General features: G+C 69.2%; 20 protein-coding genes, 1 pseudogene and 1 riboswitch. Of the genes and pseudogenes, 14 read left to right on the forward strand and 7 right to left on the reverse strand.

The genetic code is table 11. The features are described from left to right. Positions 1–73 precede the first annotated feature (73 nt). Positions 74–262 carry a hypothetical protein gene (locus RM423_RS08280; protein WP_311422546.1) on the reverse strand — a complete coding sequence of 63 codons (189 nt, stop codon included), beginning with the start codon at positions 260–262 and terminating at the stop codon, positions 74–76. Between the two features lie 162 nt (positions 263–424). Here RM423_RS08280 and cobU point away from each other — a divergent pair, with 162 nt between their 5' ends. The 3 genes from cobU to RM423_RS08295 are packed head-to-tail and all read left to right on the forward strand — an operon-like array spanning position 425 to position 2,926. After that, positions 425–1,006 carry a bifunctional adenosylcobinamide kinase/adenosylcobinamide-phosphate guanylyltransferase gene (gene cobU, locus RM423_RS08285; RefSeq protein ID WP_311422547.1) on the forward strand — a complete coding sequence of 194 codons (582 nt, stop codon included), beginning with the start codon at positions 425–427 and terminating at the stop codon, positions 1,004–1,006. Next, entirely contained in the window at positions 1,003–2,106 is a 1,104-nt protein-coding gene (gene cobT / locus RM423_RS08290) for a nicotinate-nucleotide--dimethylbenzimidazole phosphoribosyltransferase (protein ID WP_311422548.1), read from the forward strand. The genes cobU and cobT overlap by 4 nt, the downstream gene beginning before the upstream one ends. 58 nt (positions 2,107–2,164) lie before the next feature. After that, the gene (locus tag RM423_RS08295) at positions 2,165–2,926 is read left to right on the forward strand and encodes an adenosylcobinamide-GDP ribazoletransferase (RefSeq protein WP_396327649.1); all 762 of its coding nucleotides are present in this window, start codon (positions 2,165–2,167) and stop codon (positions 2,924–2,926) included. A gap of 6 nt (positions 2,927–2,932) precedes the next feature. Here RM423_RS08295 and gcvT read toward each other — a convergent pair whose 3' ends face one another. Beyond that, positions 2,933–4,042, reverse strand: a complete 1,110-nt coding sequence (gcvT, locus tag RM423_RS08300) for a glycine cleavage system aminomethyltransferase GcvT (protein WP_311422550.1) — start codon at positions 4,040–4,042, stop codon at positions 2,933–2,935. Between the two features lie 146 nt (positions 4,043–4,188). Between gcvT and RM423_RS08305 the strand changes: the two genes are divergently transcribed. After that, the gene (locus RM423_RS08305; protein WP_311422551.1) at positions 4,189–5,676 is read left to right on the forward strand and encodes a leucyl aminopeptidase; all 1,488 of its coding nucleotides are present in this window, start codon (positions 4,189–4,191) and stop codon (positions 5,674–5,676) included. A gap of 46 nt (positions 5,677–5,722) precedes the next feature. On the opposite strand, the gene RM423_RS08310 is transcribed toward RM423_RS08305, so the two are convergent. Beyond that, positions 5,723–6,046 carry a hypothetical protein gene (locus RM423_RS08310; protein ID WP_396327650.1) on the reverse strand — a complete coding sequence of 108 codons (324 nt, stop codon included), beginning with the start codon at positions 6,044–6,046 and terminating at the stop codon, positions 5,723–5,725. 211 nt (positions 6,047–6,257) lie between these two features. Here RM423_RS08310 and lpdA point away from each other — a divergent pair, with 211 nt between their 5' ends. From lpdA to RM423_RS08325, 3 genes are all read left to right on the forward strand, one after another. Continuing rightward, positions 6,258–7,649 carry a dihydrolipoyl dehydrogenase gene (gene lpdA, locus RM423_RS08315; protein ID WP_311422553.1) on the forward strand — a complete coding sequence of 464 codons (1,392 nt, stop codon included), beginning with the start codon at positions 6,258–6,260 and terminating at the stop codon, positions 7,647–7,649. Positions 7,650–7,728: 79 nt separating this feature from the next. Beyond that, positions 7,729–9,258 carry a 2-oxoglutarate dehydrogenase, E2 component, dihydrolipoamide succinyltransferase gene (gene sucB, locus RM423_RS08320; protein ID WP_311422554.1) on the forward strand — a complete coding sequence of 510 codons (1,530 nt, stop codon included), beginning with the start codon at positions 7,729–7,731 and terminating at the stop codon, positions 9,256–9,258. Positions 9,259–9,372: 114 nt separating this feature from the next. Then, the gene (locus RM423_RS08325) at positions 9,373–10,275 is read left to right on the forward strand and encodes a TIGR01777 family oxidoreductase (protein ID WP_311422555.1); all 903 of its coding nucleotides are present in this window, start codon (positions 9,373–9,375) and stop codon (positions 10,273–10,275) included. A 31-nt stretch (positions 10,276–10,306) separates the two neighbouring features. On the opposite strand, the gene RM423_RS08330 is transcribed toward RM423_RS08325, so the two are convergent. Both RM423_RS08330 and RM423_RS08335 read right to left on the reverse strand, forming a co-directional pair. Beyond that, positions 10,307–12,100, reverse strand: a complete 1,794-nt coding sequence (locus RM423_RS08330) for a serine/threonine protein kinase (RefSeq protein ID WP_311422556.1) — start codon at positions 12,098–12,100, stop codon at positions 10,307–10,309. Between the two features lie 63 nt (positions 12,101–12,163). Further along, positions 12,164–14,415: pseudogene (locus RM423_RS08335) on the reverse strand (MMPL family transporter). Between the two features lie 133 nt (positions 14,416–14,548). On the opposite strand from RM423_RS08335, the gene lipB reads away from it, so the two are divergent. Together lipB and lipA are read left to right on the forward strand one after the other, a co-directional pair. Beyond that, positions 14,549–15,196, forward strand: a complete 648-nt coding sequence (lipB, locus tag RM423_RS08340) for a lipoyl(octanoyl) transferase LipB (RefSeq protein WP_311422558.1) — start codon at positions 14,549–14,551, stop codon at positions 15,194–15,196. Positions 15,197–15,209: 13 nt separating this feature from the next. After that, on the forward strand, positions 15,210–16,172 hold the full coding sequence (lipA, locus tag RM423_RS08345; protein ID WP_396327651.1) for a lipoyl synthase: 963 nt from the start codon (positions 15,210–15,212) through the stop codon (positions 16,170–16,172). A 146-nt stretch (positions 16,173–16,318) separates the two neighbouring features. On the opposite strand, the gene RM423_RS08350 is transcribed toward lipA, so the two are convergent. After that, entirely contained in the window at positions 16,319–17,692 is a 1,374-nt protein-coding gene (locus RM423_RS08350; protein WP_311422560.1) for a hypothetical protein, read from the reverse strand. A gap of 141 nt (positions 17,693–17,833) precedes the next feature. On the opposite strand from RM423_RS08350, the gene RM423_RS08355 reads away from it, so the two are divergent. The 5 genes from RM423_RS08355 (at position 17,834) to RM423_RS08375 (ending at position 22,719) form a co-directional block, all read left to right on the forward strand. Then, positions 17,834–18,607 (forward strand): DUF4191 domain-containing protein, encoded by a 774-nt coding sequence (locus tag RM423_RS08355; protein WP_311422561.1) that lies wholly within the window; start codon positions 17,834–17,836, stop codon positions 18,605–18,607. Positions 18,608–18,613: 6 nt separating this feature from the next. Then, entirely contained in the window at positions 18,614–19,054 is a 441-nt protein-coding gene (locus RM423_RS08360) for an RDD family protein (protein ID WP_311422562.1), read from the forward strand. Positions 19,055–19,253: 199 nt separating this feature from the next. Beyond that, positions 19,254–20,678: a type I glutamate--ammonia ligase gene (glnA, locus tag RM423_RS08365; RefSeq protein WP_311422563.1), complete on the forward strand. Its 1,425-nt coding sequence runs from the start codon at positions 19,254–19,256 to the stop codon at positions 20,676–20,678. A gap of 505 nt (positions 20,679–21,183) precedes the next feature. Continuing rightward, entirely contained in the window at positions 21,184–21,918 is a 735-nt protein-coding gene (locus RM423_RS08370) for a type IV toxin-antitoxin system AbiEi family antitoxin domain-containing protein (RefSeq protein WP_311422564.1), read from the forward strand. A gap of 135 nt (positions 21,919–22,053) precedes the next feature. Then, positions 22,054–22,719: a hypothetical protein gene (locus tag RM423_RS08375; protein WP_311422565.1), complete on the forward strand. Its 666-nt coding sequence runs from the start codon at positions 22,054–22,056 to the stop codon at positions 22,717–22,719. Between the two features lie 4 nt (positions 22,720–22,723). Here the strand turns inward: RM423_RS08375 and RM423_RS08380 are convergent, their stop codons facing one another. After that, the gene (locus RM423_RS08380) at positions 22,724–24,259 is read right to left on the reverse strand and encodes a glycosyl hydrolase (RefSeq protein WP_311422566.1); all 1,536 of its coding nucleotides are present in this window, start codon (positions 24,257–24,259) and stop codon (positions 22,724–22,726) included. A 135-nt stretch (positions 24,260–24,394) separates the two neighbouring features. Continuing rightward, positions 24,395–24,540: riboswitch (cyclic di-AMP (ydaO/yuaA leader) on the reverse strand. Between the last annotated feature and the right edge of the window lie 91 nt (positions 24,541–24,631).

Below are 24,631 nucleotides of genomic sequence, written 5' to 3' on the forward strand. Positions count from 1 at the left end.
CGCCTGCTCGGACAGTGCTGCTCGGACAGTGCTGCTCGGACAGTGCTACTCCGACAGTGCTACTCCGACAGTGCTACTCCGACAGTGGCATCGGGCCGTACACTGCCGTGCCGTCGTGCACCAGGGTCACCCCCGCCACCCCGGCCTCCGCCAGCGTGCGCCACGCCTCACCGAGCCAGCTCTCGGCGTCGGACTGGCTGGCGAAGTCGTCGGCGGGCGCTGCCCCGGTGTTGTCGGGTTCGTACTGCCACGTCCATGCCATCGCGGGCCACTTCCTTCGCTGTTCGCCGGTGCGGCCGCCGAGAGGCAGCGCCGCTACACGCTAGCGTGCGGACGATCACGGCAGCGGTGGCCGCGCGCCGGGTTGCTAAGGTCGCGGAACCGCCAGCCCCAATCCGCTGGCACCACTTCCGGAGGTCTGGCGATGACCGCGCGACGGCGCACCCTGGTGCTCGGCGGTGCCCGCTCCGGCAAGTCCAGTTGGGCCGAGCGTCAGTTCGACGAGTGCGCCGAGGTGCGCTACGTCGCGACCGCCGCGGAGCGCGATGACGCCGACTGGGCCGAGCGGATCGCGCTGCACCGCGCGCGGCGTCCGGCGCACTGGCGAACCGTCCAGACCCTGGACCTTGCCGGCGTGCTGGAATCCGTGCGCGCCCCCGTCCTGATCGAGGACCTGGGCAACTGGCTCTCGCGGACGATCGATGACACCGGCGGTTGGGACGGCCACCTCGCGGGCCTGCGGCAGCGGGCCGACGAGCTCGTGCGCGCCTGGCAGTGCTGCTCCGGCACGGTGGTGCTGGTGAGCAACGAGGTCGGCAGCGGCGTCCATCCGGCGACCCGGGCCGGACGGGTGTTCAGCGACGAGCTCGGCAGGCTCAACACCGCACTGGCCGCCGACGCCGACGAGGTGGTCCTGGTGGTGGCCGGGCTGCCACTCTGGCTGCGGCCGCCGCCGGCCCGGCCCGCGGATTCTGAAGACTCCGAGGATTGTGGAGAGAGTCGATGACCGAAGCCCCCAGAACACCGCTGCAGGCCGCACTGGACGGCATCGACTATCCCGACTCCGACAGCGCCCACGCGGCGAAGGTGCGGCAGGCGGAACTGACCAAACCGGCCGGGTCGCTCGGGCTGCTGGAGGAGCTGTCGATCTGGGCGTCGAGCGTCCAGGGCCGGTGCCCGCCGCACTCCTTCGAGCGCACCCGCGTCGTGGTGTTCGCGGGTGATCACGGCATCGCCGCCGCCGGAGTGTCCGCCTACCCGGCGGAGGTCACCGCCCAGATGGTGGGCAACATCCTCGCCGGTGGCGCCGCCGTCAGCGTGCTCGCCGCCGCTGCCGACGCCGGGGTGCGGCTGGTGGACATGTCCGTCGACGCCGACACTTCCCAGGAAGTGTCCAGGTCCGACATCTCCCGGTACAAGGTCAGGCGCTCCACCGGTCGCATCGACACCGAGGACGCCCTGACCGCGAACGAGGCGGAGCGCGCGATCGAGGCCGGGATCCGGGTAGCCGACGAGGAGATCGACGCCGGTGTCGAACTGCTGATCGCCGGTGACCTGGGCATCGGCAACACCACGCCGGCGTCGGTCCTCGTCTCGGTGCTCACCGATACCGAGCCGATCAAGGTGGTCGGCCGGGGCACCGGGATCGATGACGCCGGCTGGATCCGCAAGTGCGCGGCCATCCGGGACGCCCGCCGCCGCGCCTGGCCGCATCGCGATGACCTATCCCGGTTGCTCGCCATCGCCGGCGGCGCGGATCTTGCCGCGATGACCGGCTTTCTGCTGCAGGCGGCGAACCGGCGCACCCCCGTTCTGCTGGACGGGCTGGTTGTCAGCGCCGCGGCGTTGACCGCCCAGCTGGGCAATCCGCGGGTGGTCCGCTGGTTCCAGGCCGCCCACCTGTCCGCCGAACCGGCGCACGACCTGGCGCTGCGCCGGCTGGGGCTGACGCCGGTGCTGGACCTCGGTATGCGGCTCGGCGAGGGCACCGGCGCGCTGGTGGCGTTGCCGATCCTGCGCGCCGCCACCCGGACCCTCGCCGAGATGTCGACCTTCGACGAGGCGGCTGTATCCACGAGTGTGTCGACGGGGTTCGACCCGGCGTGACGGGACACCCGTGAGCGGCGAGCCAGCCGAACCGTCCGGTCCGGCTCCGGAGCCGACCGTGCGCGGGAGCCGCCTGGTCCGGGCCGGCGTCCGGCTGGCCCTGACGACCCTGACGGTGCTGCCGCTGCGCGCCGGACCGGTCAACCGGGCGGTGGCCCGGGTGGCAATGGCGTTGGCTCCGGCTGTCGGCCTGTGTCTGGGGGCTGTCCTTGCCGGCGCCGGGTGGTGCCTGCTCCAGGTCCTCGATCCGCTGACCGCGGCAGCCGTCCTGGTCGCCGCGCTTGCGATGCTGAGCCGCGGCCTGCACCTGGACGGCCTGGCGGACACCGTCGACGCGCTGGCCTCCTACCGTCCGCGCGAGCGGGCCCTGGACATCATGAGGTCCCCTGAGGTGGGCCCGCTGGGAGCGGCCGCGGTGGTCCTCGTGCTGCTGCTGCAGGCGGCCGCGCTGACCGGGCTGCTGGCTGACCGGCGCTGGGCGGCCATCGTCCTGGCCCTGGGCCTCGGCCGGCTCGCGATCCCGATCTGCTGCCTGCGGCGAATACCCGCCGCCCGGCCGGACGGCCTCGGCGCGCTGGTGGCCGGCACGGTCGCTCCGGCTGGCTGCCTGGCCTGGGCGCTGGTCCTCGGCGGGGCCGCTGTGCTGGCAGCCCCATCCGGGTGGTCGCGGGGCGTGTTGGCGGTGCTGCTGCCGTGCGGGGCGGTGGCGCTGCTGCTGCGGCAGGTGCTTCGTCGCCTCGGCGGGGTCACCGGCGACGTCCTCGGGGCAGGCTGCGAGACCGCCACCGCCATCGCGCTGATCACGCTCAGCACCCACTGACGACGGTCAGCGCACGTGCGAGGGCACGAACGGCAGCGACACCACCGTGGCGGCGAGCTTGCGGCCGCGGACCTCGATCGCGACGTCGGCAGACTCGGAAACGCCGGCGGCCGTGGAGACGAGGGCCAGCGCGATCCCCTGCTTCAGTGTCGGTGAGAACGTGCCGGACGTCGTCTCGCCGATCACGGTGCCCTCGGCGTCCAGCACCGGCATGTGCCCGCGCGGCACGCCGCGGTCGGTGACCAGCAGCCCCCGCAGCCGCCGGGCCGGGCCGGCGGCGCGCTCGGCCAGCAGCGCGTCGCGGCCCCAGAACGCCGGCTTCTTCCAGCCGACCGCCCACGACGAGCCGGCCTGCACCGGAGTGATGTCGCGGGACAGGTCCTGCCCGTGCAGGGGGTAGCCCATCTCGGTGCGCAGGGTGTCCCGAGCGCCGAGCCCCGCCGGCATGCCGCCGACCGCGCGGGTTGTCTCTACCAGCGCGTCCCACAGCGCCACGGCCCCGTCCCAGCCGGGAATGAGCTCGTAGCCGCGCTCGCCGGTGTAGCCGGTGCGGCAGACGCGCACCGGACGGCCGTCGAAGTCGGCGTCGACGAACGAGACGTAGTCCAGCTCGGTGGGAAGGGACAGCGCGGCGAGCACGTCCGCGGACCTCGGCCCCTGCACGGCGATCACCGCGAAGCTCTCGTGCTGGTTCGTGACGGTCACGCCCACCGGCGCGGCGGCGGCGATCAGGCCGATCACCTCGTCGGCGTTGGCGGCGTTCGGCATCAGGAAGACTTCGTCGTCGCTGACCAGGTAGCTGAACACGTCGTCGATGACGCCGCCGTCCTCGGCGCAGCACAGCGTGTACTGGGCCTGGCCGGGGCCGATCTTGGACAGATCCGCGGTCAGGCAGGAGTCCACGAAGGCCCTGGCTCCGGGCCCCGCGACGGTGGCCTTGCCGAGATGCGAGACGTCGAAGACCCCGACCGCCTGCCGTACCGCCGTGTGCTCGGCCAGCACGCCGCCACCCGAGGCGCTGTATTCGATAGGCATCTCCCAGCCCCCGAAATCGGCGAGCTTGGCACCCAGATCGACGTGTCGATCGTGCAGCGGCGAACGGCGCAGGTCAGTCATGGCGGCAACGGTACCGATACCGGCCGACATGGGACCGCTGCTCCGCTCGGCTATGGCGCGGGCCATAGCCGAGCCACGGCGCGGGCCGGTAACCGGGTGGACGACCTCACGCTGCGCACCCAGCGGGCTCCCATAGAGTGACCCGCATGACATCGGTGTCTCTCATCAGCTCCACCGCTCCGCTCTCGGCCGACGCGATCGTCGTGGCCACCGTCGCCACCCCGGCCGGGGTGGCCCTGGCCACCGGCGCTAGCCCGGTGGACGAAGCGCTGGGTGGCGTCCTGCTGGCGGCCCTGAAGGCGGTGACGGCGACCGGCCGTGCCGACGAGGTCGTGAAGATCCCGACGCTGGGCAAGAGCGCGACACCGCTGATCGTGGCCACCGGGCTGGGTACCGGCAGTGCCGACACCTTGGAGCCCGAGAGCGTGCGGCGCGCCGTCGGGGCAGCTCTGCGCGCGCTGTCCGGCGGTCGGGTCGCGGTGGCGATCGGCGACGCGAGCGACAGCGGTCTGGTCGAGGCGATCTCCGACGGCGTGCTGCTGGGTGGCTACCGGTTCACCAAGTACAAGTCCGCGCCGAGTCCGGCCGAGGTCCGCCGTGTCGACATCGCCGTCACCGACGCCTCGGACGCCGGCTCCCGGGCCGCCCTGCGCCGGTCCAAGATCGTCACCACCGCGGTGAACAACACCCGCGACCTGGTGAACACGCCCGCCAACGAGCTGAACCCGGTCACCTTCGCCGCGTACGCCAGGGAGCAGGGCGAAGCCGCCGGTCTGAGCGTCGAGGTACTGGACGAGCGGGCACTGAAGCGGGGCGGCTTCGGCGGCATCCTCGGGGTCGGCGGCGGGTCCGCCACGCCGCCCCGGCTCGTCCGGTTGAGCTACCAGCCGGCCCGCGCGAAGAGCAGCGTCGCGCTGATCGGCAAGGGCATCACCTTCGACAGCGGTGGCCTGGACCTCAAGACCGCCATGATGGCCCAGATGAAGTCGGACATGGCCGGGGCCGCCGCCGTGATCGAGTCCGTGATCGCCGCAGCAAAGCTCCGGCTGCCGGTCGCGGTCACCGCCACCGTTCCGATGGCCGAGAACGCGGTGTCCGGCACGTCCTACCGGCCCTCCGACGTGCTGGTGATGCGTGACGGCAGCACGGTCGAGGTGGACAACACCGACGCCGAGGGACGGCTGATCCTCGCGGACGCGATGCTGCGCGCCTGCGAGGACTCCCCCGACTTCCTGATCGAGACCTCCACCCTGACCGGCGGCCAGCTGATCGCGCTGGGCACCGAGACGGTCGGTGCGATGGGAAGTGACGAGTTCCGGGACCGGGTCGTCGCGGCCGGCACCGGAGCCGGCGAGTCGCTGTGGCCGATGCCGCTGCCGCCGCGGCTGCGCAGCAACCTCGACTCGCCCGTCGCCGACATCGTCAACGTGACCAAGGACCGCTGGGCTTCGATGCTGCTCGCCGGCATCTTCCTGAAGAACTACGTGCCCGACGGGCTGGACTGGGTGCACCTGGACATCGCCGGGCCGGCCTTCGCCACGTCGGCCTCCGGCTACAACCAGCGCGGCGGCACCGGCGCCATCGTCCGTACGATCGTCGCCGCCCTGACCGATATCGCCCAGAACGGCTCCTGACCCAGCCGGATTTCTGGCGCGCCGCCAGTGCGCCATCCCCACACCGTCAGCCCGATTTCTTTCGCGCGTTGTAGTCGCGCATCCGCTGCGGATATCCGACGACGGCAGCGTCGTACAGCGGGATGGCCTGCCGCTTGGCGAAGTTGACCGCGCCGTTCGGGCCATCTATCCGGCGACGGGTCCACTCGCCGTCGTGCGCGACGAGCATGATCGTGGTGTCGGTGACGGTCGTGCGCGGTTCGACGAACGCCTCGACGCCGAGGTGTGTCCGGATGAACTCCTCCAGGTGCGCGGCGTCGTCCGAGGTCCCCGTCCGTACCGTTCCCGAGCCCTCGGTTCCGCGCTTCCGGCGGCGTCCGAACAGCCCCATCTCGCCCTCCTCGTCGGTCGCGTCCCGTGCGGTGTCGGCGTCCGCCGCACGTGGTGATGATGATCGCATCGACGCCCGGTGAACCGGCGGAAAACCGCCGCCCGACTGCCCATCGGCCAACATGGAGTGACAAGATAGGACCGGCTCGATCAGAGCCCGACCTAACAGGAACTATCGGGGCCACAAGCTCCGGAGCTGGGAGAATCTTTCAGTGGCAGGTGAGGGGACCCCCGACAACGTCGACGTCGTGATCCTGGGCGGCGGAAGCGGCGGCTACGCGGCCGCTCTGCGCGCCGCCGAACTCGGCAAGTCGGTCGTGCTGATCGAGAAGGACAAGGTCGGTGGCACCTGCTTGCACCGAGGCTGCATCCCGACCAAGGCGCTGCTGCACGCGGGCGAGATCGCGGACGCCGCTCGGGAGAGCTCGCAGTTCGGCGTGAACGCCACCCTCGAGGGCATCGACATGGCGGGCGTCCACAAGTACAAGGACGGCGTCATCTCCAAGAACCACAAGGGCTTGCAGGGGCTGATCCGCAGCCGCGGCATCAAAATCGTCGAGGGCGAGGGCCGGCTGACCGGACCGAAGCAAGTAACCGTCGGCGGTGACGTCTACAACGGCAACGATGTCATCCTCGCCACCGGCTCCTACTCCCGCACGCTGCCCGGCCTGCAGGTCGACGGCCAGCGGGTGATCGCGAGCGAGCACGCCCTGGTTCTGGACCACGTCCCGGCCAGCGCGATCGTGCTCGGTGGTGGCGTCATCGGCGTCGAGTTCGCCAGCGCCTGGAAATCCTTCGGTGTCGACGTCACGATCGTCGAGGCGCTGCCGCACCTGGTGCCCCTCGAGGACGAGGCCAACTCCAAGCTGCTCGAGCGCGCGTTCCGCCGCCGGGGCATCGGCTTCAAGCTCGGTGCCCGGTTCGAGAAGGTCGAGCACACCGACGAGGGCGTCCGGGTGACGCTGCAGGGCGGCGAGACGCTCGACGCCGAGCTGCTGCTCGTCGCGGTCGGCCGCGGTCCGGCATCGGCGAACCTCGGCTACGAAGAGGCCGGCATCGCCATGGATCGCGGGTTCGTCACCGTGGACCCGTACTGCCGCACCAGCGTCGACGGTGTGTACGCCGTGGGCGACCTGATCCCGACCCTGCAGCTGGCGCACGTCGGGTTCGCCGAGGGCATCATGGTGGCCGAGCAGATCGCCGGGCTGTCGGTGGTGCCCATCGATTACGCGGGGGTCCCGCGAATCACGTACTCCAGCCCCGAGGTCGCCTCCGTCGGTCTGACCGAGGCGCAGGCGGCGGAGAAGTACGGCGCGGACGGCATCAAGAGCGTGAACTACGACCTGTCCGGAAACGGCCGCAGCGCGATCCTCAACACCAAGGGGTCGGTCAAGCTGGTCGCGAAGGTCGACGGTCCGGTGCTCGGTGTGCACATCGTCGGCGACCGGGTCGGCGAGCTCATCGCGGAGGCGCAGCTCATCTACAACTGGGAGGCGCTGCCCAGCGAGGTCGCCCAGCTCATCCACCCGCACCCGACCCAGTCCGAGGCGATCGGCGAGGCTCACCTGCTGCTCGCCGGCAAGCCGCTGCACGTCCACGACTGACCCCTCGGCGGTACCTCCCTCCCGCTGGTGCACGGCCGGCGAGCAATGCGTTGACGAGAACAGAAGGAGCCTGAAACACATGCCGGTCTCAGTGACCATGCCGCGCCTCGGTGAGAGCGTGACCGAAGGAACCGTTACTCGCTGGCTCAAGAAAGAGGGCGACGAGGTTGCCGCGGACGAGCCCCTACTCGAGGTCTCGACCGACAAGGTCGACACCGAGGTGCCTTCGCCCGCGTCCGGCACCCTGACCTCGATCAAGGTGGCCGAGGACGAGACGGTCGAGGTCGGCGTGGAGCTGGCTGTGATCAGTGACGCCGGCGAGACGTCCGCAGCTTCCGGAGCGGGTTCATCGACGTCGGCTCCCGCCGAGACCCCGGAGCCTGCTGCCGAGCCAGCACCGGAGCCCGAGCCCGAGCCGGCTGCTGCCCCTGAACCGGCTTCCGCCGCACAGTCCGCGCCCGCTCCAGCGGCCGCCGCCCCTGCCGCCGCCCCCGCTGTTGCTGCAGCTGCCCCACCTGCCGCTGCCGCACCGGCGTCTGCGGCACCCGCCGCACCTGTCACGGCACCTGCGGGCGCGGACGACGACGAGGTTGCGGGCACGTACGTCACCCCCCTGGTGCGCAAGCTCGCCAGTGAGCACGGCGTCGACCTGAACTCGCTCACCGGCACCGGCGTGGGCGGCCGGATCCGGAAGTCCGACGTGCTGAGCGCAGCCAATGCCGCCGCGGAGCGTCAGGCGGAAGAGGCAGCACTGGCCGCACAGGCCAAGTCCGCATCCGCTGCTCCAACGGCCGGCTCTTCTCCTTCGGCTGGTTCTGCCCCTTCGGCGAGCTCTGGCCCGTCCGCTGGTTCTGCCACCGCACAGTCGGCGCCCGGCAGCGAGCTGCGTGGCCAGACGGTGAAGATGTCGCGGCTCCGCCAGGTGATCGCGGCCCGCATGGTGGAGTCGCTGCAGACCTCGGCCCAGCTCACCACCGTGGTCGAGGTCGACATCACCCGGATCGCGCGTCTGCGCGACGCCGCCAAGACGGGCTTCGAGAAGCGCGAGGGCGTCAAGCTCTCATTCCTGCCCTTCTTCGCCGTCGCCGCGGTCGAGGCGCTGAAGCAGCACCCGAACGTGAACTCCTCGGTGGACACCGAGGCCGGCACGGTCACCTACCACGAGGCCGAGCACCTCGGGATCGCTGTGGACACCGACCGCGGTCTGCTGGTGCCCGTCATCCACGATGCCGGTGACCTGAACCTCGGCGGAGTGGCGCGCAAGATCGCCGACCTGGCCGAGCGGACCCGTACCAACAAGGTGTCCCCGGACGAGCTCGGTGGCGGTACGTTCACGCTGACGAACACCGGCAGCCGCGGCGCGCTGTTCGACACGCCGATCATCAACCAGCCGCAGGTCGCGATCCTGGGAACGGGCGCCGTCGTGAAGCGTCCGGTCGTGGTGTCGGACGCCAACCTGGGCGAGGTCATCGCCATCCGCTCGATGGTCTACCTGGCGCTGTCCTATGACCACCGAATCGTCGACGGCGCCGACGCGGCACGCTTTCTCAGCACCATGAAGGCGCGGCTGGAAGCCGGTGCGTTCGAGCGTGCGCTCGGGCTTGCCTGACCTCGAAACGACTGACGAAAGCCGATCGGGCACCCGCGGCCGGTCGGCTTTCGCGCAACGTGGGCACCCGCCCGCGCTGACCATCGCAGGCGCAGTGCCCCGAAGGAGCCGATCATGAAGGTGCTCATCGCGGGAGCCTCCGGATTCCTCGGTCGCGCGCTGGTAGCGGACCTGCCCGGTTACGGTCACTCCATCACCACCCTCGTACGCCGGTCCCCGGCCGCGGCATCCGAGATCGAGTGGCACCCGGACCGCGGCGAGCTCGATCCGTCCGCCCTCAGCGGCGTGGACGCGGTCATCAGCCTGTCGGGTGCCGGGATCAGCGACAAGCGGTGGAACGCGGCCTACAAGCGCGAGCTCCTGGACAGCCGGGTGCAGCCGACCGCGACGATCGCCGCGACCCTGGCCAGCCTGCCGCAGGCGGACAGGCCCCGGGCCTTCCTCTCGTCCTCCGCCATCGGCTATTACGGCGAGCGGGGCGACCTGCCGCTGCCCGAGACGGCAGCCGCCGGCACCGGCTTTCTCGCCGAGCTCGTTCAGGAGTGGGAAGCGGCGACGACACCGGCCGTGGACGCCGGAGTCCGCGTCGCGACCCTGCGGACCGGCCTGGTGCTCAGTGCACACGGCGGTCTTCTCAAGCGGCTCGTCCCGCTGTTCAAGATCGGAGCCGGTGGCAAGCTCGGTTCCGGCAAGCAGTACCAGGCGTGGATCAGCCTGGCCGACGAGATCGGCGCGATCCGTCACGTCCTCGAGTCGGAATCGGTCACCGGGCCGGTCAATCTCGCGGGTCCGCAGCCGGTGCGCAACGAGGAGTTCAGCGCGGCGCTCGCCACAGTCCTGCATCGCCCAGCTCTGCTGCCCGGACCGGCCTTCGCGCTCCGGCTGGCGCTCGGAGAGTTCGCCGACGAGGGTGTGCTGGTGAGTCAGCGGGTCATCCCCGAGAAGCTGTCCCAGACCGGCTACCGGTTTCAGCACGAGGACGTGCACGCGGCGCTCGCCTGGGCTACGAAGAACTGACGCCCGTCGGCGGAGGATCTGCCAGTGCCGGTCATCGCGCCGGAGCGTCGGCACGCTCGGACACGATGCGGTAACCAGCACCTCCGCCCTCGATCACCAGGCGAAGTCCGACCGGCCCGGCCGCGCGAGTCCGCCCGTGGACCGAACCTCCGCACACCACTGACCCCGCTCCGAGACTGGCGGTCACGCTCACGTGGAGCGCGGTGGCCGATGTCGCGGTCGATGAACGGGAGGCGGACAGCACCCGGTAGCGCGTACGCAGCCCGGTCACACCGCAGCCGGGCGGGACCAGATCGGTGAGCTGCTGAGTGTCCTGTTCGAGCAGCCCCGGCACGCCATACACGTCGTTGAGCAGGTCTGGCCGGCGCAACTCGAACGCCTGGGACCGAGTCGCATCCAGCGCGGCCAGAATTCTCGCCGCCTCGGCCGGCGCGGCCACCAGCGCACGCGGCACAGGAGCGGTTGCCGCCCCAGCCCTCGCGGACGTCGTTGCTGGCGCGGACGCGACACTGCCCTCCACAGTCGCTGCGGAGCGCGGGGCGGGGATTCCCGACGGCGGCCGCCCCGCCGAGATGCTCGCCGGCCGCCGAGGCAGCGCGATGAGGGCTACGGCTACGGCCAGCAACACCGAGCCACCGATCACGACGGCTCCGAACCCGAGCCACCACGCCCTGCCCGCGAGTGCTGCCGGCAGCCACCGTGGGCCGTGACGCGGTGCCACGACGGGCGGGCGAACCTGTGGCCGGGACACGTGTGTCAGCTCGGCTTGTGGAGGCCCCGCCGTTATCCGCGGCGGACGCGAAAATATCGGTCGTCCGGCTACGCCCGCAGCCAGCGGGTCGGCTCCTCCCGGTCCGTCGGTGGCCGCACGGCCGGCAGCCGACGCTCCAGCACCCGACCGTGCGCCGACAGCTTCACGGGTGCCCGCGGCAGACCCGGACCCGCGACCCGCCAGCATGCTGGCCTGCCTGCCCTCGAGGGAGTGCCGCCCAACCCTGGGTACGACCCGGCCACCGGTCAGCATCACCGGCACCGGCCGCGTCGATGCACGAAGGTCCAGGGCGAACTCGGCGGCGGTGCCTCGCCGGTAAGGCTCTGGGTCCAGAGCCCGGATCACCACGGCGGCCAGGTCGGGCGGGCAGTGCTCAAGCCGGGCAGCCAGATTCGGTATCGACCCGCGGGCCGCGATGGCGAGAACATCGTCGACGCCGGTCGCTCCGCCGCTGTGCCACGGCCCGGTGCCGGTGAGGCAGTGCAGCGCGACCGCGCCCATCGAGAACACATCGCTGGCCGCGCCCGGCACGCCGCCGGCGGCGATGACCGGATCGAGGTAGGCCGGCGTGCCGATGACCTCGGCATCGCCCCCGACCATCCTGGCCACACCGAAGTCGGCCAGCTTCGGATGACCGGCCTCCGAGAACAGCACGTTGGCGGCGCTGACATCTCCGTGCAGCACTCCTTCGTGGTGAGCGTGCGCGAGTGCGGCGGCGATCGGACTGAGCGTTGACGCCACCTCGCCGGGACTGAGTCGATCTCGCCTGCCCAGCAATCCTGCGAGCGAGCCTGCGTTTGCCAGCTCCATCACCAGGATTACGGCCGCATCCATGGCAATGAACTCCCGAAGCTGGATGAGGCTCGGGTGGTCAAGGGCGGCCAGCACGGCGGCCTCGGCCCGCGCGGCGGTGACAATGCCGGCGTCTGCGGTGACTATCCGTTTCAGCGCCACCAGCTCACCGGAGCCGTTGGCGCGGGCGGACCACACTTCGCCGTGACTTCCCCGTCCCAGCAGCTGATTCACGCGGTAACCCGGCACCTTGAACGTCATGGCCCCACGCTAAAACGTTGCGGCGACACTCAGCGGAAGTTATCCACAGGCCAGCGGCCGTTGCTAGGGGGATCCGTGAGCCAGTTTGGACGGCCACCAGATGTTGCTGCCGATCTCTGAGGCCAATGCGGGGACCAGGATGCTGCGTACGACGATGGTGTCGAGCAGGACGCCGAATGCCACCGCGAATCCGATCTCGGCAAGAAAGACGAGGGGTAGCACACCAGCACGGCGAACGTCGCGGCCAGGACGATGCCCGCTGAGGTGATGACGCCACCGGTGACCGCGAGCCCGCGGCTGATGCCGGATCGAGTGCCGAACTCGCGGGTCTCCTCGCGGATCCGGGTCATCAGGAAGATGTTGTAGTCGATGCCCAGCGCGACCAGAAACACGAAGGCGTAGAGCGGGAAGGACTGGTCCGCGCCAGCGAAGTGGAAGAGGTGGCGGAAGGCGAACCCGCAGACGCCCAAGGTCGCCCCGAAAGACAGCACCACGGTGATGATCAGCAGCACCGGTGCGACGATGGCCCGCAACAGCAACGCGAGGACGAGAAAGATCACCAGCAGCACGATGGGGATGATCAGGTTGCGGTCGTGCACCGATGCGTTCTGCACGTCCAGAGTCGCGGCCGAGTTGCCGCCGACCCGAGCGTCCGCTCCGGGTAGCGCGTGCACGGTCTGGCGCAATCGAGTGACGGTCGCGTACGCCTGCGGCGAGTCGTAGGAGGCCGTCAGCTCCGCATTGACCACCGTTCGGCCGTCGATCGGCGTCACCTGCAGCGCGGCCGGTACGCACCCGCTACCGGGCCCTGCCTGGCCACCGACCGATCCACCGCCGCTCGGGTTCCCACCACCCGCCTTCGCCGCCGCGGCGAGCTTGGCGTAGTCGGGCTGCACGCACACCGCCCCGGGTGCGGTCGACACCCCCGGCACCTTGGACACTGCCGTGATCACGGCGTCCACAGATCCCGCCGCCGTCGTGATCACGGCCGGTGCTCCGGCGCCCCTGTCGAATTTCGCGTCATACAGCGCCTGTCCCTGCACGGCGGCGGGCTTGTTGGTGAAGGACTGGGTCTGGGTGAGGCCGTTGGTGGAGAGCGAACCGATACCCACCAGGCAGATCAGGAGCACCAAGGAGGCAGCCATCCACGCCGCGCGCCGCCGATTGCTGACCAGTGCCGCGATCCGTCCCCAGACGCCGTGACTCGCCAGGTCGAGGGTGTGGTCGACCCGCGGCTTGCGTGGCCAGAAGACCCAGCGCCCGGCGCAGGCCAACGCCACCGGCAGAAAGCTCATCATGACCAGCAGCGTGCAGGCGATGCCGATCGCGGCGACCGGTCCCAGGCTCTTGTTCGAGTTGAGCTCGGAGAAGCTGAGACACAGCAGCCCCAGAATGACCGTCACGCCCGAGGCGAGGATCGCCGGAGCGGATTCGCGCCAGGCCCGCACCATGGCGTCGAACCGGCTCGGGTACTGGTGCAGCTCTTCCCGGTAACGCGAGATGAGCAGCAGCGCGTAGTCCGTTCCGGCGCCCAGCACCAACACGGACAAGATGCCTTGGCTCTGCCCGGTGAGCGTCAGCACCTCATGTTCGGCCAGGAAGTAGATGACCATCGAGGACAACCCAAGGGCCAGCACGGCGGACACGATGGGAAAGATCCACAGCACCGGTGATCTGTACACGAACAGCAGGATCACCACCACGACCGCCAGCGCGGCGAACAGCAGCGTGCCCTCGATGCCACCGAAGGCGTCCAGCAGCGCGGACAGGATTCCGCCCGGACCCGCCGGATAGACCTCGAGACCCGCGGGCAGCTTGAGCTTCGCGCTCGCGACGACGCCCTTCTCCGCCGCGGACAGGGCGTCACCCTGCACCGGTGTGCCGTTGGCCTTCGCCACCAGGGGCACGTATACAGACGCCGCGGTGCCGTCAACTGAGAAGTCGGTGGGCGTGGTCGCGGTCCGGTCGACACCCGGCACGGTGGCAATGGCGCCTGCTGCGCTGGCAATTGCGGCACGGTCAGCGCTGGTCAGCCCGCTCGGACGGTGGAACACGATGAAACCGGGGATGTTCTCCACCGGAACGAATCTCGCCGATTCCGTGGCGACCTTCGTGGATTCCGCCGATCCAGGCAGGTACGAGGCGTTGTCGTTCTTCTGGACCTGGCTGAGCTTGGCTTGGTACGAGCCGCCGAAGCCGCCGGCCAGAAAGGCGAGGATCGCCACTGCCACCAGCGCGAACACCGGCAGTCCCCGGGGCAGCCGACCCGGCCGATCGGCGGAACCGGCTGGCTGGAACGTCTCGACGTGCGCCATCGCTTTTCTCCCTCGTCCGCTGGTGTCCACAGCCTTCACCAAGGCACCGACAGCTTTCACGGCCGCGCAGCGGAATGGAAGTGTCGTTGTCCCCGGTTAGGGTGATGCGGACTGAGAGAGGCACGGTGACGGCATGGCCGAACTGAAGACGATCAGAGCGGGGCTGCTCGACTACGAGCAGGCGTGGCAGTGGCAGCGCCAGTTGCACGCGCAGCGCGTGGCGGGCGAGATCGATGACACTGCCCTGCTGTTGGAACACCCCCCGGTCTACACAGCCGGACGACGGACCGAGCTCCATGAGCGGCCGTTCGACGGAACTCCGGTCGTCGATGTCGACCGCGGCGGCAAGATCACGTGGCACGGTCCGGGGCAGCTCGTCGGCTATCCGATCGTCGCGTTGCCGAACCCGGTGGACGTCGTCGCCTACGTGCGGCGAATGGAAGAGGTCCTGGTCGAGATCTGCGCCGAGCTGGGCGTTGCCGCCGGCCAGGTGCCAGGTCGCAGCGGCGTATGGCTGCCAGCCGATGCCTCCGGGCGCGAGCGGAAGATCGCGGCGATCGGCATTCGCGTCGCGCAGGGCGTGACGCTGCACGGCTTCGCGCTGAACTGCAATCCTGACCTGAGCTGGTTCGACCGCATCGTGCCCTGCGGCATCGCCGACGCGGGCGTGACGTCGCTCAGTAAAGAGCTTGGCCGGGAGGTCTCGGTGACCGATGTCCTTCCCGTCGTAGAGGCCCGGTTGCCCGGCCTCGTGTCCGCGTACGCTGCTATTCGTGACTGAGCAGCGCAGCGCCGTGCCGACCGAATCCAGCCTGTCAGGTCCGCCCCCCCACGCCGGACGCAAGCTACTGCGTATCGAAGCCCGCAACTCCGAGACGCCCATCGAGCGCAAGCCGCCGTGGATCAAGACCAGGGCTGTGATGGGCCCGCAGTACACCGAGCTGCGCCAGTTGGTGAAGAGCGGCGGCCTGCACACCGTCTGCCAAGAGGCCGGCTGCCCCAACATCTATGAGTGCTGGGAAGACCGCGAGGCTACCTTCCTGATCGGTGGGGAGCAGTGCACCCGGCGTTGTGACTTCTGCCAGATCGACACCGGCAAGCCTGCCGCTCTGGACACCGACGAGCCCCGGCGGGTCGCCGAGAGCGTCCGCACAATGGGTCTTCGGTACGCCACCATCACCGGCGTCGCCCGTGACGACCTTCCGGACGGCGGCGCCTGGCTGTACGCCGAGACGGTCCGCCAGATCCACGGACTGAACGAGGGCACCGGCGTCGAACTGCTGATCCCCGACTTCAACGCGGTCCCCGAGCAGCTGGCAGAGGTGTTCTCGTCCCGACCCGAGGTTCTGGCGCACAACGTCGAGACGGTTCCCCGGGTCTTCAAGCGGATCCGGCCGGCGTTCACGTATGAACGGTCGCTGCGGGTGATCTCTGAGGCGCGTGCCGTCGGTCTCGTAACGAAGTCCAACCTGATCCTGGGCATGGGCGAGGAGCGTGCCGAGATCTCTCAAGCGCTGCACGACCTGTACGACGCCGGGTGTGAGCTGATCACGATCACCCAATACCTGCGTCCCTCGCTGCGCCACCACCCGATCGATCGGTGGGTCAAGCCGGAGGAGTTCGTCGAACTGCGCGAAGAAGCTGAAGAAATCGGCTTTGCCGGCGTCATGAGCGGCCCCCTGGTGCGGTCTTCCTATCGGGCCGGCCGGCTCTACCAGCAGGCCGTGGACGCTCGCAAACTCACTCCAGCCAGTTGAGCTGCCGGTAGTGGCCGGCCGGCTCGATGTGGGCCGGAGCTACGCCCTGGCCGCGTCAGCAAGCGGGCACGGTCACCACGCGTTGCTTGGACGAGCCCGCTCTGAACTAGCGCCAGCGGAACGAGCGCCAGCGCCCGCACCAACCGTTACCGGCGGCGGGCGCTCACTACGGTCGCTCCGACGAGCGCGGACATCGCCGCGGCGAACGCCAGCACGACGAGCGCGACGTCCTTCTGGAATACGAAGACCGCCCCGTACCGCGGCGGTGGCTCGACGACGAGCCGGGTAGCGCCGGCCTGGGTGGCAGTAGGACTGGGTGTGGCGGTCGGAGCCGGAGTGCCCGGTGCGCGGCCGGCGATGACTCGGCTCGGCGAAGTCACCGGCTGCCCGGAACCGCCGGTGGGCGGGTCGGCGCGCGGCTGCGAGGGCACGCCGCCGATGACGACCGGACCGGAGCCGGTTTCCGTCCCACTCGACTCGCTGGTGGCCGGACGGCTCGGGTTTCCGCTGACCGCGCCCACCGACTGCGATGCCGAGGCGGACGGCCGCGGGGCAGATGGCCGCGGGGCGGAACCGCTGCCCGGCGTTGACGGCAGGGACCCGGACGTACCGGACGGCGCGGGCGCCGAAATAGACACCGACGCCGACGGCGCGGTCGGCTTGCTCGGCGGTGCGGTGGTGGGGGGTGCCGGCGGTGCGGTGGTGGGGGGTGCCGTGGTCGGAGGTGCTGGCTTGGTGGGCGGCGGGGTCGGCGTCTTCACCGGCGGAGCGGGTTGCGCCGCGCTACAGCTCAGCGAAATGTCGGTGGACGTCACCGCGCCGTCCACGCCGATCACCCGGACCTGATACGGGGTGGGCGTCGTGGCGGCGACCTGGCTGACAGTGGTCGATTGGGTGCTGGGCTTGTCGAAGGACAGCAGCGTGCCCACCGGATCGGCGAGCTGACCGTCCTCACGCACGAGCAGCACTGTGTAGTCGAGCTGCTGGTAACCGATCCGCTGGATCGAGGAGTCCACCTCGTTCGGGTTGTGCAGCGAGACGCTCACGTTGGCGAGCGAGCCGTCCGTACACGGTTTCTTGGCGACCTGGACCGACGGCTTGTCCAACCCGAAGTTGATCGGCGTCATGTTCCGGCAGGTCGAGTGCAACGGCAGGGTGACAATGTCGGGCTGATCGACCTGATGAATAAAGACGTGGTCCGCCTTGTCGATATCACCGGCCAGGCGGACCTTGGTCGTTCCATCGCCCACGGACACCAGGCTGGGGCCGCCTTCGAGGAACACTCCGGTAGCACCGGTGGACTCGGCACCCGCCAGTCCGACCTGGAGCACCAGCTCGCCCGATGACGATGACGAGCTGGACTGCAGGGCCACTTCGACGAAGCCGTCCTTGAGACCCTCGTCAGGACACCCGTACCGCACCGATGCCGTGATGGTCCCGTCGTTCCCGGACGAGGCCGCGGCGGAGCTGCCGGGGTGGGCCAGCAGAGACAGCGACGCCCCTAGTGCGGTCAGCAACACTGCTGCCGCAGCCCGTTCAGGATGCCGCCTTTTCACCGTTTACTGACCCCCGTCACCCACTTGAACTAACACTGAAATAACTGTAGCGCCTAATCCTTGACGCCGGTGAAACACGTCAGGAGAAACGCTTATCCTTGTCCCATGGCGCAAGCATCCGCAGCTGGAAAGTCTGGAAAGAACGGCAAGCCGAAGCTGAGCAGGGCCGACAAGAAGGCCGTCAGAGTCGCACGCAGGCAATCCCGGCGCGACACTTTCACCCAGATGCGTCAGGCGTTCACCATGACGCGCAAGAACGACGCGAAGCTCGTTCCGTACCTGGTACTGGCTTTCGTCGTCGTGGCGGCGGTCGTCTACGTCGCCCTGTTGTTCGCTTTCAGCAGCGTCTGGCTGCCGATCCTGCCCGCCATCCTGCTCGGGGTGCTGGCGGCGCTGTTCCTGTTCTCCCGCCGCGCCCAGTCCTCGGCGTACAGCCAGGCCGAGGGCCAGCCAGGTGCTGCCGCCTATGTGCTCGGCCAGCTCCGCGGCGACTGGCACAAGACCGACGCGGTCGCCGGCACCACCCAACTCGACGCGGTGCACCGCCTGCTCGGCCGGCCCGGCGTCGTGCTCATCGGCGAGGGTGCCCCGCACCGCGTGAAGCCACTGCTCGCCCAGGAGAAGAAGCGGGTTGCCCGACTTGCCGGTGACGCGCCCATCTATGACATCGTCATCGGCCGCGGCGAGGGCGAGGTGCCGCTCGGCAAGTTGAATACGCACCTGATGAAGCTCCCCCGCAACCTGTCCAAGGAGCAGGTTGTGGCGCTCGACCGGCGGCTGTCCGCCCTGGGCGCCCAGCGCACACCGCTCCCCCGGGGCCCGATGCCCGCCGGGGTGAAGATGCGCAGCGTCCAGCGCGCCGCCCGTCGGCGGGGATAGCCGGCAATGGCCACCCCCGGAGCGCCTGTCCGCCAGCGTTATCGAGGCGAGCGGATCGGCCTGCCGAGCTCTGGACCAGGGTCGCTGGCCCCGTTCGGACGGCGCGCCCTGGCCTTCGTCATCGACGTGGCGCTCTCCGCCGCGGTGGCGAGCCTGTTCGTCAGCCGGAACGATCTTCCGGGTCTGGCCTCGCACCTTCCCGGCCAGTGGAGCCTCATCCCGCTGTTTCTCGAGTACGTCCTGGGCCTGCTGCTGCTCGGCCGGTCGGTCGGCATGTGGCTGACCGGGCTGCGGGTGATCCGGGTCGATGCGCACGAGGCGGTCGGGCCACTGCGGGCGGCCGTTCGGACGGCGTTGCTGCTGTTCCTCGTTCCTGCGCTGGTTGCCGACGCCGACTTCCGGGGCCTGCACGACCGGCTGACGGACACCGCGGTGATCGTGCACTGAGTCGGTGATCGTCCACTGAGCAGGCTCCTCAGCGGTCTGCGTAACGTCGATGAAACGTTCGAGACACCGGGCAGCAACCCTCTCGTCCTAGCTTTGGCGTCATCTCATGGGCTCCCACCCAGCCGACTAATGTGGTCCCACCCACCTCGACTCACGCGGCTTCCACCCACCCGCCGAAGCACAGACAGAAGGATCGCCGATGTTCAACAGCTCCGACGAAGTCCTCAACTACATCAAGAACGAGGGTGTCGAGTTCGTCGACATCCGGTTCACCGATCTGCCTGGTGTCCAGCAGCACTTCAACGTCCCGGCCTCGAACTTCAACGAGAGCTCCTTCACCGACGGCCAGATGTTCGACGGCTCCTCGATCCGGGGCTTCGCCGCGATCCACAAGTCGGACCTGAAGCTGATCCCGGACCCGGCGACGGCTTACCTCGACCCGTTCCGCAAGGCCAAGACCCTCAACATCAACCACTCCATCGTCGAGCCTCGGACGGGTGAGCCGTACGGTCGCGATCCCCGCCAGGTCGCCTCGAAGGCTGAGGAGTACCTCGCCTCGACCGGCATCGCCGATACCGCCTACTTCGGTCCCGAAGCCGAGTTCTACATCTTCGACGACGTCCGGTACGAGTCCAAGATCAACGGCTCGTCCTACTCCGTCGACTCCGTCGAAGGCTCCTGGAACACCGGCCGCGCCGAAGAGGGCGGCAACCTGGGCTACAAGACCCGCGTCAAGGGCGGCTACTTCCCGGTGTCGCCGTATGACCACCAGGCCGACATCCGCGACGAGATGAGCACCGAGCTCATGAACGTCGGCCTTGAGCTCGAGCGGGCCCACCACGAGGTCGGCACCGCGGGCCAGGCCGAGATCAACTACAAGTTCAACACCCTGACCCACGCCGCCGACCAGGTACTGCTGTTCAAGTACATCGTGAAGAACGTGGCGTGGCGCAACGGCAAGACCGCGACGTTCATGCCGAAGCCGCTGTTCGGCGACAACGGCTCGGGCATGCACTGCCACCAGTCGCTGTGGAAGGACGGCGAGCCGCTGTTCTACGACGAGACCGGGTACGCCGGCCTGTCCGACATTGCGCGTTACTACATCGGCGGCCTGCTGCACCACGCCCCGTCGCTGCTGGCCTTCACCAACCCGACCGTGAACTCCTACCACCGGCTGGTGCCGGGCTACGAGGCTCCGGTCAACCTCGTCTACAGCGCGGGCAACCGTTCGGCCTGCATCCGGGTGCCCATCACCGGTAGCAACCCGAAGGCCAAGCGCATCGAGTTCCGGGTGCCCGACCCGTCGGCGAACCCGTACCTCGGCTTCTCGGCCATGCTCATGGCCGGTCTGGACGGCATCCGCAACAAGATCGAGCCGGCCGACCCGATCGACAAGGACCTCTACGAGCTGCCGCCGGACGAGGCCGCGGCGATTCCGCAGGTGCCGGGCTCCCTCGGTGAGGTGCTGAACCACCTCGAGGCCGACAACGAGTACCTGCAGGAGGGCGGCGTCTTCACCTCCGACCTCATCGAGAGCTGGATCGACTACAAGCGCAACAACGAGATCGACCCGGTCCGGCTGCGCCCGCACCCGTACGAGTTCGAGTTGTACTACGACATCTGAGATCTCGTGACTCCAAAACAGCCCCTGACCTGCGGTTTTGCAAGGTCGGGTGCCGTTTTCGTCGGCGCAGATCCGGCCAAATTCCGCAGGGATTCCGCAGGGATTCGGGCTAAGGGCTCAGAACTCTCAGATGACGTTCAACTCGATATCCATCGTCGTCCACTCAGCGACCTGCGCTAGCGCCCGGCGTTCGGGTTCACCAAACCTGCTGTCCCATGAGGTCGAGGCGCGCCCATCCCACGAAACCTCGGATCGTCGTGGCTACGTCGGACTCGCCAACGTCCTCGGCGCACGCTCGCAGCATTCAAAGCCGCTTGAACCTCTCGACCGTTTCCAGGCCCATCGTCTCGATTGCCTGAGTGGCGGCCCATTTCTGTACGACCTGCGTGGTCAGCCAGTTCGTGCCCTCGGCCGTCCGCCAACCAGCTGGACGCGCATGAGCGCAACCTGCCACTAATCAGCGACGACACTTGGAGCGTATCTCCCGAAGAGATACGCTCCAAGCATGAAGTCCACTGAAGCGCTGCGCATCCTCGCGGAGCTGACGTCGTTCCAGTGGGGCATGGCGACGTCGGCTCAAGCCAGCATGCACGGAATCACTCGCCTGGACCTGTCCCGACTCGCCGAAGCCGGGCATCTGACCCGCCTCGCTCACGGCGTCTACATGGACGCTGGCACCCCTGGTGACGAGTTCGATGATCTGCGCGCCGCATGGCTGAGCACCGAACCCAAGCGGCTCGCCGAAGAGCGCATCCGCGACCTGGCTGGCGGCGTCGTCGTCGCTGGCGAGTCCGCCACTCGACTCCACAAGATCGGTAACTTCCTCGCCTCCCGCCACGACTTCGTCTCCCCCACGCGTCGCCAGAGTCAGCGCCGGGAGATCCGCTACCGACAGCGCGCCCTCGACCCACGCGACGTCGCCCTCGTCGAGGGGATGCCGACGATGACGATCGAGCGCACACTCGCCGATCTGGTCGAGGACCTCAACGATCGGAGCCTCGTCGCCGACGCCCTGCGGGACGCTTCACACAAGCGCATCCTCGACCTCGATCGGCTCCGGAATCTGCTCGCACCGCTCGCAGAGCGCAACGGCTTCCGCAAGGGCGACGGTGTGGCACTCCTGAATCGGCTCATCGAGATCGCTGGCATCGACGTCGACTCCCTTGCGCGCCTTCTCGCCAGGTCGCCGTCATACGGAACGCTCGCCCAGATCGCACGTCAGGTGGCCAACATTGGCTGAGGTGGAGCCTATCCGACCGCCGCCGGCGTTGAAGCCGCGATCAAGGACGCTGCCAAGAAGGCTGCCGACGCCGACCCGTCGCTGAGCATCAACGAGCGGATCCGGCTGGAGTACTTCAACCGCTTCCTCAGCCGCGTGTTCTCCGAAGGCGCCGACTCAAAGTGGCTGCTCAAGGGCGGCACCGGCATGCTGGCGCGGCTGCCGTCAACGCGCACGACACTCGACATCGACCTCTACCGAGACGGCTTCACGCTCGACCAGGCGATCGCCGATTTGCGACGGCTCGCCGACACAGACCTTGGCAGCTTCGAGGCCTTCATCGGCCCACGGAACAAGGGATCGCTCAACGTGGACCTGGCGGTCGGTGCAGGACTCACTGCCCCGGTGGTCTGCGCGACCATGCAGACCTACCACGAGCGCCCGTCGAGCCGCGAAAAGGACCTCGTTGACCTCGTCGTCCTCGCCGTCACTCAGAACGTCGACGGCACTGCTCTCGGGATCGCCATCTCCACCGAGGCGCGTCGCCGCCTGATGGAGCCCTTCGATCACTTCGCCGTTCCGAGCGACTGGGGACGTCGATACGCGAAGCTAGCCAAGCCCGTTCCCTACTGCGCCGCCTACTCCACGGTCGACCTCGCACGCGACCTCGTCACGCGCTTCATCGACCCATCGCTCGACGGCGGAGCCGCTGGCAAGACATGGACTCCCGAGACGCGGTCCTGGTCTGACTCTGAACGCGCCGCCGCGCCGGGATTCGAAGTCCCGGCGCGGCGGTGCCTGCGTCGCGATGAGGCGAGTTGACGGGCTAGGACCGCGGGTTGAGCCACGCGTCCTTGCCTGCCACCCCGAAAGCGGCTATGGCGGTGGGGTCGTTGTCCAGAGCTCCCCAGCTACCGCTGGAGAAGTAGCCGAGTGAAACCAAGGCGGGGAAGTTCCGGGCTTGGCTCGGGATGGCCTTCAACCAGTCCGCCCGGCGGGGATCGGCGATGCAGCCGTACTCAGCCAGGCCGAGGGGCAGTCGCTTGGCGCTCGTGTCGACCCGGTCGAGGACCCCGCCCCGGATGGCGTTGTAGAACGGCGCGACGATCTGGCTGAAGCTACGCCAGCTGCTCGCGCTGTGGTTGTAGGGATCCCACATGATGACGTCGACGTAGCCGGCGCCGGGCCAGAGCTGCTCCAGGGACCAGGTCTTGCTGGCGTCGGTCGCGTACCAGCCCGAGACCGTCCAGGCCCACGTCACGTTCGTGACACCCCGAGCGCGGAACCGGTCCACGATGTGGCGGTAGGCCGCTGCGAACTCGGGTCGGGTACCAGCCGCCGCCCGGAGCTTTGCGGTGCCGCCGACGTCGGGGCGGTCGTCCATCTCGGGGTCGATGTCGACGATGAACTTGTACGGGGCGGCCTTGACCTTGGCCGCCACCGCGTCGAGGTAGCGGTCGAGCGAGCCGTTGATGACCTGTGGGTAGGTCCACGTCTTCATGCTGTTGCCAAGGCGATCGGTCGAGGACCCCGCCGGTGCCGGCTGCAAGGCCGAGTCGTAGCCACCGCCGTAGGACGCGAGCTCCCAGCCGACGTGCACGGTCCGGCCCTCGGCAGCCTCCGCGAGCATCGCGGACGTCGGCCACATGTTGTTGGTGGCGTTGAAGTCCTTGTAATGGTGGATCAGGTCGAACTTGCGTCCGATCTTGCTCTCCATGGGGCGGGGGTCCCCGCCGCCTGATTGGTAGTAGCCGAACAGCGCGCCGGTGCCCTGCGCCGGCAGCACCCCGGAACTCGTGGTGCTGGGAGGCGGAACTGTCACCGTGAGCGGCACGACGCTGACGTCGTCGACAAGGAAGGACTGGCCGGGGTCAAGGCCCCAGACGAGCGCGTTCACGTCGATGCTGGCCCCGGTGCGGGTGGCCACCAGGTCCACCGTGATCTGGTGCCAGGCGGTGTCGGCGGCCCAGTATTCGCCCTGCTTGCTCGATGCCAGCGCGTTGTTGTCGCCGAACTCGAGCAGGCGCAGCACCAGGGAGGTGTTGGGCTGGGCCGCGCGCAGCCAGGCCGTCGCCCGGTAGGTCTGACCCGCGGTCGTGCTGGGAACGCTGTTCGGCGCGTCGTTCAGGACCGTAGTGGCCGCGGTGGCCGACGTGTTGGACACCCGAGCGGCGTAGCTGCCGGTGTGCCCGCCCGAGACCCGCGAGAGTGCTGCGGGGGCTGAACCGTCGTCCTTCGGAGTGGCGAGCCAGCCGCTGGTGCCTGTCTCGAACGTCCCGTTCTGGACATCCTCGACTGCCGAGGCAGTCTGCGCCAGGACGACGACACTGCTGGCGATTACGGCGGTCAGGGAGGTCAGCACGGCCAGGCCCCGACTAAGGCCCTGGCGCGAGCCTGCCGCGGGCGACGCGGGCCGGCCGGCGTGCCGGTGGGTGCCTCGATCAGCCCGGTGCGCGGGCCTGTGCACTGCTGCCGTTGGGGCATGACAAAGCAAGGGGAATCCTCTCCTCACGCCTGCGGGGTGAGCTGTCGGGTTCGGGCGGGAGGTGCCTGGCCGCAATTCCGCGGCTTCACCCCTAGGTCGCGCGAGCGACCGTCACATTGGTTCCCCCGCTCCTGCCGAGCGATTGGCGAAAGAATGGTCACGAGCGGGGCAGGACTCGGCGAGCCGCACGGACAGCGCGCCCTTCGGGCGCGGGTTCCCAAACCCTAGGGGTTCCAGTTGCGGGACGGC

Origin of the sequence: Jatrophihabitans lederbergiae, assembly GCF_031845305.1 — a bacterium.
Classification (GTDB): domain Bacteria; phylum Actinomycetota; class Actinomycetes; order Mycobacteriales; family Jatrophihabitantaceae; genus Jatrophihabitans_A; species Jatrophihabitans_A lederbergiae.

Coding starts and splice junctions, on each gene's coding strand:
- RM423_RS08370 (WP_311422564.1), top strand. CDS start 21,184: ATGAAGTCCACTGAAGCGCTGCGCATCCTCGCGGAGCTGACGTCGTTC.
- RM423_RS08355 (WP_311422561.1), top strand. CDS start 17,834: ATGGCGCAAGCATCCGCAGCTGGAAAGTCTGGAAAGAACGGCAAGCCG.
- RM423_RS08330 (WP_311422556.1), bottom strand. CDS start 12,100: ATGACGTTCAAGGTGCCGGGTTACCGCGTGAATCAGCTGCTGGGACGG.
- RM423_RS08280 (WP_311422546.1), bottom strand. CDS start 262: ATGGCATGGACGTGGCAGTACGAACCCGACAACACCGGGGCAGCGCCC.
- glnA (WP_311422563.1), top strand. CDS start 19,254: ATGTTCAACAGCTCCGACGAAGTCCTCAACTACATCAAGAACGAGGGT.
- lipB (WP_311422558.1), top strand. CDS start 14,549: ATGGCCGAACTGAAGACGATCAGAGCGGGGCTGCTCGACTACGAGCAG.
- RM423_RS08305 (WP_311422551.1), top strand. CDS start 4,189: ATGACATCGGTGTCTCTCATCAGCTCCACCGCTCCGCTCTCGGCCGAC.
- cobT (WP_311422548.1), top strand. CDS start 1,003: ATGACCGAAGCCCCCAGAACACCGCTGCAGGCCGCACTGGACGGCATC.
- RM423_RS08325 (WP_311422555.1), top strand. CDS start 9,373: ATGAAGGTGCTCATCGCGGGAGCCTCCGGATTCCTCGGTCGCGCGCTG.
- gcvT (WP_311422550.1), bottom strand. CDS start 4,042: ATGACTGACCTGCGCCGTTCGCCGCTGCACGATCGACACGTCGATCTG.
- sucB (WP_311422554.1), top strand. CDS start 7,729: ATGCCGGTCTCAGTGACCATGCCGCGCCTCGGTGAGAGCGTGACCGAA.
- RM423_RS08360 (WP_311422562.1), top strand. CDS start 18,614: ATGGCCACCCCCGGAGCGCCTGTCCGCCAGCGTTATCGAGGCGAGCGG.
- cobU (WP_311422547.1), top strand. CDS start 425: ATGACCGCGCGACGGCGCACCCTGGTGCTCGGCGGTGCCCGCTCCGGC.
- RM423_RS08310 (WP_396327650.1), bottom strand. CDS start 6,046: ATGGGGCTGTTCGGACGCCGCCGGAAGCGCGGAACCGAGGGCTCGGGA.